This is a genomic window from Fictibacillus iocasae (assembly GCF_042665465.1).
In the GTDB taxonomy this organism is placed as follows: Bacteria; Bacillota; Bacilli; order Bacillales; family Fictibacillaceae; genus Fictibacillus; species Fictibacillus iocasae.
In genome coordinates, this window is record NZ_JBHTCP010000002.1 from 31,709 (window position 1) to 45,749 (window position 14,041).

At 47.7% G+C, this 14,041-nt stretch carries 14 protein-coding genes; all 14 read left to right on the forward strand.

All coding sequences use genetic code 11. The features are described 5' to 3' along the window. Positions 1-101 precede the first annotated feature (101 nt). The 14 genes from ACFQPF_RS00155 (at position 102) to ACFQPF_RS00220 (ending at position 14,035) form a co-directional block, all read left to right on the forward strand. On the forward strand, positions 102-1,052 hold the full coding sequence (locus ACFQPF_RS00155; protein WP_379744688.1) for an NAD(P)H-dependent flavin oxidoreductase: 951 nt from the start codon (positions 102-104) through the stop codon (positions 1,050-1,052). A gap of 34 nt (positions 1,053-1,086) precedes the next feature. Then, on the forward strand, positions 1,087-2,427 hold the full coding sequence (locus ACFQPF_RS00160; RefSeq protein WP_379744691.1) for a sodium-dependent transporter: 1,341 nt from the start codon (positions 1,087-1,089) through the stop codon (positions 2,425-2,427). A gap of 362 nt (positions 2,428-2,789) precedes the next feature. After that, on the forward strand, positions 2,790-3,185 hold the full coding sequence (locus tag ACFQPF_RS00165; protein ID WP_379744694.1) for a thioesterase family protein: 396 nt from the start codon (positions 2,790-2,792) through the stop codon (positions 3,183-3,185). Positions 3,186-3,255: 70 nt separating this feature from the next. Beyond that, on the forward strand, positions 3,256-4,356 hold the full coding sequence (locus tag ACFQPF_RS00170) for a Leu/Phe/Val dehydrogenase (RefSeq protein ID WP_379744697.1): 1,101 nt from the start codon (positions 3,256-3,258) through the stop codon (positions 4,354-4,356). Between the two features lie 15 nt (positions 4,357-4,371). Then, a complete protein-coding gene (pdhA, locus tag ACFQPF_RS00175) occupies positions 4,372-5,439 on the forward strand; it encodes a pyruvate dehydrogenase (acetyl-transferring) E1 component subunit alpha (RefSeq protein WP_379744700.1) in 1,068 nt (355 codons plus the stop codon). Further along, entirely contained in the window at positions 5,436-6,431 is a 996-nt protein-coding gene (locus ACFQPF_RS00180; RefSeq protein WP_379744703.1) for an alpha-ketoacid dehydrogenase subunit beta, read from the forward strand. The genes pdhA and ACFQPF_RS00180 overlap by 4 nt, the downstream gene beginning before the upstream one ends. A gap of 12 nt (positions 6,432-6,443) precedes the next feature. Then, the gene (locus tag ACFQPF_RS00185; protein ID WP_379744707.1) at positions 6,444-7,691 is read left to right on the forward strand and encodes a dihydrolipoamide acetyltransferase family protein; all 1,248 of its coding nucleotides are present in this window, start codon (positions 6,444-6,446) and stop codon (positions 7,689-7,691) included. Continuing rightward, positions 7,692-9,125: a dihydrolipoyl dehydrogenase gene (gene lpdA, locus ACFQPF_RS00190; protein WP_379744710.1), complete on the forward strand. Its 1,434-nt coding sequence runs from the start codon at positions 7,692-7,694 to the stop codon at positions 9,123-9,125. It begins immediately after the preceding gene. Positions 9,126-9,568: 443 nt separating this feature from the next. Continuing rightward, positions 9,569-10,630 carry an undecaprenyldiphospho-muramoylpentapeptide beta-N-acetylglucosaminyltransferase gene (locus ACFQPF_RS00195; RefSeq protein WP_379745467.1) on the forward strand — a complete coding sequence of 354 codons (1,062 nt, stop codon included), beginning with the start codon at positions 9,569-9,571 and terminating at the stop codon, positions 10,628-10,630. Between the two features lie 118 nt (positions 10,631-10,748). Beyond that, entirely contained in the window at positions 10,749-11,474 is a 726-nt protein-coding gene (locus tag ACFQPF_RS00200; RefSeq protein ID WP_379744713.1) for an AzlC family ABC transporter permease, read from the forward strand. After that, positions 11,467-11,775 carry an AzlD domain-containing protein gene (locus tag ACFQPF_RS00205; RefSeq protein WP_379744716.1) on the forward strand — a complete coding sequence of 103 codons (309 nt, stop codon included), beginning with the start codon at positions 11,467-11,469 and terminating at the stop codon, positions 11,773-11,775. Before ACFQPF_RS00200 ends, ACFQPF_RS00205 begins: the two co-directional genes overlap by 8 nt. Before the next feature lie 76 nt (positions 11,776-11,851). Further along, positions 11,852-11,992, forward strand: a complete 141-nt coding sequence (locus ACFQPF_RS00210) for a hypothetical protein (RefSeq protein ID WP_379744719.1) — start codon at positions 11,852-11,854, stop codon at positions 11,990-11,992. 123 nt (positions 11,993-12,115) lie between these two features. Then, entirely contained in the window at positions 12,116-12,967 is an 852-nt protein-coding gene (locus tag ACFQPF_RS00215) for a Cof-type HAD-IIB family hydrolase (RefSeq protein ID WP_379744722.1), read from the forward strand. A 252-nt stretch (positions 12,968-13,219) separates the two neighbouring features. Further along, positions 13,220-14,035, forward strand: coding sequence for a glycerophosphodiester phosphodiesterase (locus tag ACFQPF_RS00220; protein WP_379745470.1), 816 nt, complete (start codon positions 13,220-13,222; stop codon positions 14,033-14,035). Positions 14,036-14,041 lie beyond the last annotated feature (6 nt).

The following is a 14,041-nucleotide window of genomic DNA, read 5'->3' on the forward strand; positions in this document are numbered from 1 at the left end:
TCCTCATAAATATTAGGGGTCCGGTACCTTTCAAATTAACCGGGTGTGCCATAACAGTTTGCTAGCTTCATTATAACAAAGTAGAGAGTGGGGGCGGTAACATGAACAGAGTGTGTGAAATGCTGAAGATTACCTATCCAATTATTCAAGGCGGAATGGGCAATGTCAGCAATGCTGAGCTCGCTTCGGCCATCTCGAATGCCGGCGGTTTAGGGACGATTGGTGTCGGAACGATGAGCGTGGAAGAAATAGAAAAATTGCTGATTTCCACAAAAGGGATGACAGACAGCCGCTTTGCTGTTAATGTACCAATAACTGTTGCTTCAGACGTCAAGAAAATTTTTCAGCTCTTGATACAGCATGAAGTGAAAATCGTGTCGTTATCAGCAGGCAATCCAGCACCATTTATTCCTAAGCTGAAAGAGCATGGCATGACTGTCATATGTGTCGTCGCATCTGTCTATCATGCGAAAAAAGCGGAAGACGCAGGAGCTGATCTAATCGTCGCGGAAGGCTATGAAGCTGCCGGCCTTAACTCACCGTACGAAACGACGACGATGACCCTTATACCGCAGATTGCCTCCGCTGTTCAGATTCCTGTCATAGCAGCCGGAGGTATCGGAGACGGCAGAGGGCTTGCCGCTGCATTCGCTCTCGGTGCTGAAGGGGTTCAGATGGGAACGCGGTTCATTGCTGTGAAAGAAGCGCCTTTTCATGAAGCTTATAAATCTTCTCTTTTGCATGCAAAAGACAATGAGACGGTTATTATTGGCCGGTCTGTTGGGAAGATTAGAAGAGTGTACCGGACCCCATATGCGGAGCGGCTTTTATCATATGAAAAACAAGGCATCGAGCCAGATCGTTTTCATGAGATGACAACCGAAGAGCAGCATATAGCTGGAGCGGTAAAAGGCGACTTGGAGAACGGGTTCATTAACAGCGGACAGATTGCGGGTCTCATTGAAGACGTGCCGACTGCCGCTGAGCTGATGAAAAAAATGATGGATGAAGCAAAGAAAGCAGCCGAAATGTTAAACAAGCGTTTAACATAAAACAGCAGAATACGCGTTAGGAGGAATACGCAGCATGAAGCAGCAAGACCAATGGACGTCAAAACTAGCCTTTATATTAGCCGCAGCCGGATCTGCCATTGGACTCGGAGCCATTTGGAAGTTTCCTTATGTAGTAGGTACGAGTGGGGGCGGAGCCTTCTTTCTTTTGTTCTTATTATTTACCTTTTTAGTAGGCTTTCCGCTATTGATGGCTGAGTTTGTTATTGGCCGCGGTGCGCAAAAAGAAGCGATATCCGCTTACCGCACCATCGCACCTGGCAGCGCATGGCCATGGCTCGGTCGTATGGGAGTGGTAACGGCTTTTATATTATTATCCTTTTACAGCGTGATCGGCGGATGGATCGTCCTTTATCTCGGAAAAAGCTTTTCGCCAAACTTCTTTAATCATGACTTTGGCAAGCTTTTCGGCGAGTCCATCTCAACACCGTGGCCGGTCTTGATCTCGCAGTTTATTTTCATGATCATCACGATTTATGTAGTCAGCCGCGGAATCAAGAACGGTATTGAAAAAGCGAACCAGATCATGATGCCAGCCCTTTTCGTGTTGTTCGTCGTATTGATTGTCCGTTCGCTCACACTTGATAACGCGATGGAAGGCGTTAAGTTCTTCCTCATGCCGGACTTCTCTGAGATCGGGGCAGATGATATTCTGTTCGCGCTCGGGCAGTCGTTCTTTTCACTGAGTGTCGGAATCTCCGTCATGGTCACATACAGCTCTTATTTAAGTAAAAAAGAAAGCTTAACGAAATCAGCCACAACCATTGTATTGCTCAATATATTGATCTCGCTGCTTGCCGGACTAGCCATCTTCCCTGGCGTTTTCTCGCTGGGCCTTGAGCCGGCTGAAGGACCGGGCCTATTGTTTGTCGTCCTTCCTGCTGTGTTTGATCAAATCGTGTTTGGCCAATTCTTTTTTATCGTGTTTTTGGCTTTGTTCCTTTTCGCCACACTCACCTCAGCGTTCTCCATGCTTGAGATCATCGTGGCATCCATCACAAAAGGAAAGCTGGAAAACCGAGCCAAATGGTCATGGATTATCGGTATTCTTATCTTTATTGCCGGCGTACCATCCGCCCTGTCGATGGGGGTATTATCAGACGTCACATTAATCGGCGGAAAAACGATCTTTGATTCACTCGATTATCTCGTAAGCAATATCCTGCTGCCACTAGGAGCTTTATTCATCGCACTCTTTGTCGGCTACCGCTATCCTAAAGACATGCTGCTAGCCGAATTCAGAGCAGGATCAAGCGTCACTACAAAAGGATTCGCCGCATGGCTCATCCTCATCCGCTACATCGTACCGATCATCATCATCATCGTTTTCCTAAACATGATCGGCGTATTCAACTAAACAAACAAAAAAAGTCTACCTACAGCGGGTAGGCTTTTTTTCTTATGTTTTAAAACCTAAAAGTAAGCAGGATGTGTGTTGGGTGGTAAACATCTTTGAATAAGTTGATTGAAGTGTAAGGTGCCGACTCCTGCGGGACAAGCTGGCAGGTGAGACCTTTTAACGGCGCGTAGCGACAAAAGGGCTCACCGCCTGCCCCGCGGAAAGCGTGCACCTGAAACGGAAATCAACACTTTCATTCATCTTGAAAATACTAACAATACATCAGGCTGACACTTCCCACAACTCAGACAAAATGTTATTATTACGTTAAGAAAACGTCATATAAAAATAGTGTAACTTCTACAATAAGGGGTGGGTTTATGAAGCCAGGAATGCAGGTCGGCCAGACCGCAACCATTACAGCAACCGTCACACCAGACATGTTCGCCCAGTTCGAAGGAACCCTCGTTCATCCAGCCTATTCAACCGTATCCATGGTCTACCACATGGAGTGGGCAGCACGCCAGATCATACTTCCGTACCTTGAACACTTTGAAGAAGGAATCGGCGGCGGGATTAAGGCAAAGCACCTCGCACCAACGCCAGAAGGCATGACCCTTGAGATTACCGCGACACTCACACAGCTAAAAGGCAAAGCCGTCATCTGCGACGTCATCGTTAAAAACAATAAAGCAATCGTCGGAGAAGGAGAAGTCACACAATACATCCTCCCGCGTTCAGTCATTACAGAAAAACTTCAAGAGATGAAGATTTAATTTTTTTAATAAAATGAAAGCGCTTACACTTTAAAGCGTAAAAGCGGCAAAGAAACCAGGGGGAAAGAGTATGTTCGAAAAAATTTCGCAGCATGAGCAGGTAGTTTTCTGCAATGATCCTTCAACAGGTTTAAAGGCAATCATCGCCATCCACAACACAACACTCGGACCAGCACTCGGCGGATGCCGAATGAGGCCGTACGCTTCAACTGACGAAGCATTAGAAGATGTTCTTCGCCTGTCTAAAGGCATGACCTACAAATGCATCGGTGCGGATGTTGACTTTGGCGGAGGAAAGTCGGTTATTATTGGTGACCCGACAAAAGAGCGTACACCTGAGCTGTTTCGTGCGTTCGGACAGTTCGTTGATTCGCTGAACGGCCGTTTTTATACAGGCACCGATATGGGAACGACGCCGGACGATTTTGTGCATGCCCTTAAAGAAACGAACTGCATCGTCGGTGTACCGGAAGCATATGGCGGAAGCGGTGATTCATCGGTCCCGACAGCACAGGGGGTATTGTTCGGATTGCAGGCAACGATTCAGACTTTAGAAGGAACAGATGATTTATCAGCCAAAAAATATTCCGTTCAAGGTCTAGGAAAAGTAGGCTATAAGGTGGCCGAACAGCTTCTCGCTGCCGGTTCTCACGTTTACGTCACAGACATTAACGAGCAAGCGCTGAAACAGATTCAGCAGCGAGCGGAAACGCTTCCTGGAACGGTGGAGGTCGTACAAGGGTCCGACATATACGGAGTAGACGCAGACATTTTCATTCCATGTGCGCTTGGCGGTATCCTGCACGATGAAACGATTGAGCAGCTGAAGGTAAAGGCAGTGGTGGGAAGCGCGAATAATCAGCTTCTTGAAGACCGCCATGGCATCTATCTGCAGCAAAAAGGCATCCTTTACGGCCCGGATTATATCGTGAACGCGGGCGGCTTGATTCAAGTGGCCGATGAGCTGTACAGCCCAAATAAGGAACGTGTCTTAAAAAAGACGAAAGCGATCTATAACAGCCTGATGGAAATTTATCAGCAAAGTAAGGAAAGAGAAATATCAACCGTGGAAGCGGCAAACCGGTATTGCGAAGAAAAAATGATGGCACGAGCTCGGCGCAACAGCTTTTTTGCTCACAATAAACGGCCGAAATGGGACGTTCGAAACTAAAGGAGGCAGAAGACAATGGAAGAGAAGTATCCGAAGCTGCAAATTTTGAACGAAAACGGTGAAGTGGTCGACACGGGCTATCGTGCGGAGATGACAGAAGAACTGACAAAAGATCTGTATACCAAAATGCTGCGCGCGAGGCTGTTTGACAGAAAAGGCGTCAACATGCAGCGGCAGGGCCGCATCGGGACGTACGTTCCGTTTGAGGGCCAGGAGGCTGCGCAGATCGGAAGCGCGATGGCGATGGGGCAGGGCGACTGGATGTTTCCTTCCTACCGTGACCACGGGGCGACGATGACATTCGGACACAGCTTGAAGAATCTGTTTTTGTATTGGAAAGGACGTCAGGAAGGCTGTGTTCCGCCAGACGGGGTCCACATCTTTCCGCCAGCCGTGCCGATCGCCTCTCAGCTTCTTCATGCAACAGGGGCGGCCTGGGCAGAAAAGATGAAAGGCACTGACCGGGCTTCCATCGTTTATTTCGGAGACGGGGCGACATCGGAAGGCGACTTTCATGAAGGATTGAATTTTGCGAGCGTCTTTAACGTTCCGGTCATCTTTTTCAACCAAAATAATGGATTCGCCATTTCAGTCCCGATTGAAAAGCAGATGAAAAGCAAAACGATCGCGCAAAAAGCGCAGGCTTATGACATAGAAGGAATGCGTCTTGATGGCAACGATGTATTCTCGGTTTATTTCCATACACGTACAGCGGTTGAACGGGCGCGTGCTGGCCACGGCCCATCCTTGATCGAGGCGGTCACATGGCGTTACGGCGCGCATACGACAGCCGATGATCCAACCAAGTACCGTGACCAGAACGAATCAGCGGCACGCCGTGAAAAAACCGATCCGCTGCTGCGTCTAGAACGGTTCATGAAAAACGAGAACATGTGGAACGATGCGTGGCTAACCCAGCTTGAAGCTTCACTCAGTGAAGAAATCGAGGAAGCGGTCAAAGCGATGGAAGAAGAACCAGCCGCTCAAGTGAACGACATGTTTGACCATGTGTTCGCCGAGAACCCGTGGCCGCTCGAAGAACAAAAGCAAAACTATTCTCTCTTAAGAGGTGAAAAATCATGACGACAGCAATCCAGACGAAAAAGCTGACGATGGTTCAGGCGGTAACAGACGGTATGCGTGTGATGATGAACGAACATAAAGACGTGATCGTGATGGGGGAGGATGTCGGGAGAAATGGGGGCGTGTTCCGTGCGACAGACGGCTTGTTCGACGAGTTTGGCGGAGAGCGCGTCATCGATACGCCGCTTGCTGAGTCAGGCATCATCGGAACAGGAATCGGCCTTGCGATGAATGGATTTCGTCCGATCTGTGAAATGCAGTTCTTCGGCTTTATCTATCCAGCGTTCAATCAAATCATGACACACGCTTCAAGGATACGTGCGAGAACGCTTGGTTCATTTACTGTGCCGATGGTCATTCGTGCGCCGTTCGGAGCAGGCGTGCGCGCTCCAGAGATTCACTCTGACTCGGTCGAAGCACTATTCACGCATATGCCGGGAATAAAGGTTGTGGTACCATCAAACGCCTATGACGCGAAGGGGTTGCTGATCGCGGCGATTGAAGATCCAGATCCTGTCCTTCTCCTAGAACCGATGCGCTGTTACCGCAGCGCAAAGATGGACGTTCCAGAAGGGAAGTATACGGTCGAGCTTGGAAAAGGAACAAAGCTGAAAGAAGGGGAAGACGTAACAATTTTCACGTACGGTGCGATGGTTGATGTTGTGATGAAGGCAGCAGAGCAGGCAGCGTCCAAAGGCATTTCTGCCGAGGTGGTCGACCTTCGCAGCCTGTATCCGCTTGATAAAAAGCTAATATCTGAAAGCGTTCAGAAGACAGGTCGTGCCGTTATCGTGCATGAAGCACCAGGTACAGGCGGAATCGCTGACACGATCACGTCTCTTATTAACGACACGTCCTTCCTCTATATGAGGGCGCCGATTGAACGTGTAACCGGCTTTGACACGCCGGTGCCGATGTTCGCTCTTGAAGATCATTATTTGCCGAACCCCGAGCGGGTGCTGCATGCGATTGAAAAAACAGTCAAGTTTTAGGAGGGGTTTCCTGTGGTAGAAGTGAAGCTGCACGACATCGGAGAAGGCATGCACGAAGGGGAAATCGTTCACTTTTTCGTGAAAGTGGGCGATACGGTAAAGATTGATCAGCCGCTTTTAGAAGTGCAGACGGATAAGGTGACAGCTGAGCTGCCGTCGCCTGTAGCTGGAAAAGTGAGTGATATTAAATACAAAGAAGGCGACGTCGTCACGGTTGGAACGGTCATCCTCACACTCGATGGCGAAGGGAGAGCGTCTGTGCCTTCTCAGCCAGAAGCTGTAAAGAAAGAAGAAGCACAGCCGATGCAAGCGCACGCTGCATCCAGCATCGCTACGCTTACCAAGCGAGTGCTGGCTGCACCTTACACAAGAAAAATCGCGCGAGAGAACAATATTGATATTGAACAGGTTAAAGGAACAGGGCCAGGCAGCCGCGTGACGGATGAAGATGTTCTTTCGTTCATGAAAGATGGAGCAGCACAACAAGAAAAAACATCTACAGAAACAAAAGCGAACGTTCAGCCAGCGTCTTCTGTAAAATCAACAAACGCAAGCCCGACTAGTATTCCATTTAAAGGCCGCCGCAAGCAGATCGCAAAAAAGATGGTCCAATCTTTGAACACAATTCCCCATGTTACACATTTTGAAGAAATTGATGTAACAGCCGTCATGGATTTGAAAAAACAGCTCAAGTCGATGGATCCTGATAACAGCAAGGGCATGAACGTCTCGGTCGCCGCACTTTTTGTAAAAGCGATTCAGATTGCGCTGAAGGACTTTCCGATTTTCAACGCAAAGCTTGATGAAAAAAACGACGTTATCCTGCTTGAACAGCATGTTTCGATCGGCATTGCAACAGATGCGGATGACGGCTTGATCGTGCCTGTCGTGAAAAACGTGGAGCAGCGCAGCATCCGTGATATTGCAGTTGAGATGAAGGAGAAAATCACGAAGGCGAAGACGAACAAGCTGACAAAAGATGATATGACAGGTGGCACGTTCACGATCTCAAACGTCGGTCCGCTCGGATCGATGGGCGCGACACCAATTATCAATCACCCAGAAGTGGCACTCATGGCGTTCCACAAAACGAAAAAGACTCCAGTTGTCATCGGAAACGATATCGTCATCCGGTCGATGATGAACGTGTCCATGTCTTTTGATCACCGTGTTGCAGACGGCGCGACGGCGGTCATGTTCACAAACCGTGTGAAACAGCTGATCGAGAACCCGCATCTTATGACATTGGAGCTGATATAAATGGTTGTTGGCGATTTTGCGACAAAAAAACAGCTGATCATCATCGGCGGCGGTCCTGGCGGATATCATGCTGCCATCCGCGCCGCACAGCTCGGACTTGAAGTATTGATTATCGAAAAAGAAAAGCTTGGCGGAGTTTGCCTTCATAAAGGGTGCATTCCATCTAAATCACTGACACATGCTGCCAACAGCTACAGCCAGCTCAGCCATATGAAAGACATGGGCATACAGACAGGGGAGACCTCTTTTCATTTAGAAACATTTGCAGCCTATCAGACTAGTGTTGTGAGCGGGCTGCAAAAAGGCATAGAGGCACTGATAAAAGCCAACAAAATTGAGCTATTATCAGGTACCGCTTCTATCATGAGCGAGAACCGGATCGGGGTAGACTCGGGACACCATTTTGAGATGTATGAGTTTGAACATTTGTTGATTGCATCTGGTTCGTCACCCGTCATGCCAGCTGGTGCAAAGCTTTCAGAGCGTGTTCATACCCCGCATACACTTTGGACGCAGAGAGAACTGCCGGGGCATTTGATTGTGTATGGTCACGACTATTTCGCACTGGAAGCAGCTTCATCGTTCCGAAACCTAGGTTCAGAGGTAACTCTTATCACGCCAGAGAATGGTTTTGGCTTTGACAGTTCCTTAGAAAAAGAACTTCAAAGAGTATTGAAAAAATCAAGAATCAAGTTGTTTAAGAAGTCGGTGTGGAGCAGTGTACAAGAAGATGATGAAGCGGTCACGCTGTCACTCGATAATGGCAAGGGCGAAACACTTGCCGTGGAAGGGACACACCTTCTTATCTCAGCAGGGTATGAACCGAATCTTGAGGGCCTTGGTCTGGAAGCACTAAACATGGAACGAGACAGCCGCGGCTTCATTATCGTGAACTCTCAGAGCCAGACGAACGTGAGCAACGTGTACGCAGCAGGAGACTGCACGATTGGTCCGAAGCTTGCCAGCAAGGCGATCAAGCAAGGAAAAGTGGCAGCAGAAACGATGGCAGGCATGAAATCGGAATACAGCCTCGCGTTCGTGCCATCTATCGTGCACAGTGTTCCTCCAGTCGCGACTGTCGGACTGAGCGAAGAAGATGCGATCGCACAAGGCATTGAAGTGAATATTGGGCAATTCGCGATGGGCGGTAATGGTTATGCGAGCCTTATCGGTCAGAAGGAAGGCGTCGTAAAGGTTATTACAGACGCGTCGAACGATGTACTGCTTGGTGTTCATATGATGGGGGCAGGAGCGACAGAGATGATACAAAACGCGACGTCATCATTAGAGATGGTCGCACGTGAAGAAGACATCACTTATCCAATCTATGCTCATCCCGCTTTGAACGAAAGCTGGCTCGAAGCGGCGGAAAGTCTGACAGGCAAGGCCATTCACATCCCGCCTGCCAAAAAACGAGACATCTCAAAGGTATAGTTTGTTTAAAAAAGTGCTGATGTGAGCACTTTTTTTGTTGGCAGGAAAGAGCTGGCGCGCATGCTGGAAAAAGCGGCGCGCAACGGTAGAACCGCAATGAAAAGCTGCACGCAAGCTCATCGAAACTGCGCGGAACATATTTTATGCGGATCGCAAATCAAAATCTTGGCGCGAAAACAGCCGGATGGTCACATGTGTCTTGATGAAACCCTAGACCAAGTTACACGAAGCTTAAAAGAATGAAAACCCGCTAGCATTCCGTACAAAATGGCGTGCAATAGCTAAAAAACTTTTAAAACAGCGCGCATGTATACGTTTGAATTTTTTGTTTCACTACCCTATTCTATGACTTCAAAAATACCGCCATTTGTGCAATTGCGTGCCATATACTAAAATGTCGGTAGTATGTTTAATCATGACTGAGATAAAGCGAGGAATATATGTTGAAACGAATCGTACTGACAGGCGGAGGTTCAGCTGGGCACGTGACGCCGCATCTGGCATTGATCCCTAAATTAAAAGAACGAAACTATGACCTGCATTACATCGGCACAAAAGACGGCATTGAGCGCACACTTATCGAACCGACCGGCATGCCGTACCACCCGATCGCGAGCGGTAAGCTGCGTCGTTATTTTGATCTGAAAAATTTTAAAGACCCTTTTAAAGTGCTCGCAGGCATCGGGCAGGCCTACTTCAAGCTCGGCCGCATCAAACCGGATGTCGTTTTCTCAAAAGGCGGTTTCGTCGCTGTTCCAGTGGTGATCGCCGCTAAAATGCGTGGCATTCCAGTGTACATCCACGAATCTGATATCACGCCAGGACTCGCGAACAAAATTTCTTCCAAGTTCGCGACGAAAGTGTTTGTGACGTTTGAGGAGGCCAAAAAACACTTCCCTCCTGGACAGGCGATGGTCACAGGATCACCGATTCGGGGCGATTTGATGACAGGCGATAAAAAGCGCGGCTTAAACTGGCTTGGATTTAGTGATAACCTGCCAGTACTCACCATCATGGGAGGCAGCTTAGGTGCCCGCAAGATCAACGAGAACATTCGTGCCTCCTTAAACGAATTGACGACATCTTTTCAAATCGTCCATTTGTGCGGCAAAGGAAACATCGATCCCGCACTAGAAGGAGTAGCAGGCTATCGTCAGTTTGAATACATTCAGGATGGACTGTCAGATGTCATCGCGGCGACAGACTTTGTTATTTCGCGTGCAGGGTCGAACTCTATCTTTGAATGGCTCACTCTGCGCAAGCCGATGCTGCTCATTCCGCTCCCACTTAGTGCGAGCCGTGGCGACCAGATTCTCAATGCCCAGTCATTTGAAAAGCAAGGATTCTGCCATGTTTTGTATGAAGAGGACATGACAGAAGAAACACTGCTTGCTGCAATCGGTAAGCTGAAAAAAGAAAAACTGACGCTTAAAGACCAGATGATGCGCTATAAAGCAGGCGACAGTGTTGACTTGATTCTAAACACGATCACTGGTCAAAAATAATGAAGGCGCTCCGATGAACGGAGCGCCCTTTATGTTTGGACAACCCAAACTTGAGCAAAACCTTCTGATATCCTAAAATTAGGTACAATCAAACGTTCAGGCAAAAGGGGTGAAGTAAATGGGAGCTGTGCTAGAGGAAGAGTATCATGAGCAGCATTTATCAATGGGTGACGGTGTGAAGGCAGGGCTGGCCATCGCCATCGGCTATACACCAATCGCGTTCACCTACGGCCTGCTTGCAAAAACTGCAGGTTTGACGCTATGGGAGACCGTGGCGATGAGCATTTTTGTGTTCGCGGGCGCTTCGCAATATATCGCGCTGTCGATGCTTGCCGCTTCAACAGGTGCCATTGAAATCTTAATCACCACGTTTATCATGAACATCCGGCACCTGCTCATGAGTGCTTCGCTAAATGAACGAGCAGAGCATGATAAAAAGTGGATAAAAGCGGTCTATGCGTTTATGGTAACGGATGAAACATTTGCGGTAGCGACTACTCGGAAAGAGGACAAGCTTTCTTCCGGATTTTTGATCGGCCTTGGACTCATTGCCTACAGCAGCTGGATTATTTTTTCTGGCATTGGTTATTTGACAGGTGCCGGCCTACCTGAGGTTGTGCAGAACAGCATGGGCATCGCGCTGTATGCGATGTTTATCGGGTTGCTCGTGCCTGCAGCTAAAAAGAGCCGAAAGGTGATCCTTTTGGCAGCAACAGCTGCATTGCTCAATATCGCATTCTCGCAATATGAACCGCTCGCTGGCGGCTGGGGAATCATCCTTAGCACGCTCATTTCAGCGGTGTTTCTCGAACTGCTGATGGGGGAGGAGAAGAAGCATGCCTGATTCACTGATCTGGCTCATTCTCGGAATGGGCATCGCCACTTACTTGCCGCGTATGCTGCCACTTGTCTGGCTGCGGACAGACGGACTGAACCCAAAGCTGCAAGGCATGCTGAAAAATGTGCCGTACGCCATATTAGGTGCTTTGATTTTTCCAGGAGTCTTAACGATTAAAGAAGATAACATCCTGTTCGGTGCCGCTGGAGCGGCAGTTGCGTTCGCCGCAGCATGGCTCGGGCTGAATGTCATATTCGTTGTGGTCGTCTCTATTTTAGCTTTGGTGCTTGGTTCATTTTTCCTTTAGCAGCATATCTTGCTTCCGCTTGCCATATGGTTAGAACAGGCGTATAATCACTCCTAATAAAGGAGGAGGATAATCAATGGCGATTCATATGTTCAGGTTGATCCTCGTTGGCTTGTTTTCATTAACTGCACTATCTTTATTGTCATTTCAGCTTGTTGAAATTGTGCAGGCTGCGGCAGATATGATTTCCGGAATGCTTTCAAATTTTAAAAAGTAAAAAGACAAAAAGGAGCTGCTACATCGGCTCTTTTTTCTTTTGCAAGATGTTTAGTGAATGATATAGTGGGAACAAATAGGGGTACAATGTGAAAAAAGGAACTAAGTGATGAAGGATGATTACATGAAATTGATCGCAATTGATATGGATGGAACACTGGTAAACAAACAGCTGAAAGTGACGAAGGAGAACGCGCAGGCTATAAGAGAAGCCAAGAATAAAGGTCATCTTGTTGTGATTGCGACGGGCAGGTCTTACGACGAGGCACGTTTCGCTCTTTCAGATGCTGAACTTCATCTGCCGTTGATCTGTGTGAACGGAGCCGAAATTCGATCGGATGACTGGGAGATTTTGACGAGTGTGCCTATCCCTCATATTCAGTACGAGCAAATCGCACGAACGCTGAATAATGAAGATATCTATTACGAGCTCTATACGAATAAAGGAACCTATACGGCTAACCGTGAACGTGCGTATGAGGTTATGAAGGATATTGTGCTCACATCCAACCCAGAGGCAACAGATGATGATGTACAGAAGGCGGCATTGCGCCGTATTAAGCTCGGACTTGTGAACGTGGTCAGCAGCTACAGCGAGCTTTTGCAGGAAGAAGGAGTTGAAGTGTACAAGCTTCTTGCATTTGACGGAAATCACGATAAATTAACGCGTGCCGCCAACCATCTAACTGAAATGGACGAGCTGGCCGTCAGTTCATCCTCTAAAAACAACTTAGAAATCACGAATGCTGAAGCACAAAAAGGAGTCGCACTTGAGAAGTTTGCGCAAATGCATGATATTTGCATGAAAGACACGATGGCGATCGGCGACAACTTCAATGATGTGTCCATGTTGGAGCGCGCAGGAACACCTGTCGCGATGGGGAACGCAGAGGAAGAGGTCAAGAAAATCGCGAAGTATGTAACGAAATCAAACGAAGAGAGCGGTGTGGCTCACGCTATCCGCAACTTTTTATAAAAAAATTCTGCGTCTATCCTTTCATAGGATAGGCGCGTATTTTTTGATAATGGCCAATCGTGGTTCAAAAAGGTTTTTTGTACGTACATGGAGAATTACAATTGTAAAGTTCATCTTTACTCGATGTTTAAACGCCTGTCATGTTCTCTTCACATTCTCCTGTTATCTTGGTTAAGTAGTTTCCAAGACATTAAGAGTGAAGGAGAGATAAACGTGAACACTAAATGGAAAGCTGCCTTAGGTGCAGCAGTTATGGGGTTATCAATTATGGGGACAAGCTTAAGTGCAGGAGCTTCATCACATAATAAAGACATTACAAACGTTGCACACCGCGGTGCTTCTGGTCATGCGCCTGAGCACACGATTACTGCCTACAAAATGGGTGAGCAAATGCACGGTGATTATATTGAAATCGATCTTCAAATGACAAAAGACGGCCAGCTGATCGCGATGCACGATGAGACGCTTGACCGTACAACGAACGGAACAGGCGAAGTAAAGGATCACACACTTGCTGAAATCAAGCAGCTGGATGCAGGCTCCTGGTTCAACGAAAAGTACCCAGAGATGGCTAAGCCAGAATATGCTGGCTTGAAGGTACCGACACTTGATGAAGTCTTTCAAACGTTTGGCAAGAATGCGAACTATTACATTGAAACAAAGTCTCCAGAAGTGTACCCAGGAATGGAGCAAGCACTCTTAGATAAGATCAATCAATACGGCATCAACAAAGACACGCTTCTTGTGCAGTCGTTCAGCGCGGAAAGCCTGATTAAAATGCACGATTTGGATCCTTCTGTTAACCTTGTGCAGCTGATGTGGTATACAAGCCCTGCAGCACTCAGTGATGCAGAAATTACTGCGGTCAAACAGTACGCAATGGGCATCGGGCCAAACAGCTCCATGATTGACAAGGAATATGTTCAGAAAGCCGTGAACAGCGGATTGGAAATTCATCCGTACACAGTCAACGAAAAAGAGGAAATGCAAAAGCTCATCGACTGGGGTGTAACAGGGATCTTCACAAACTTCCCTGACCGCCTGAATGAAGTATTAAAAGGTAAATAAGGAAAA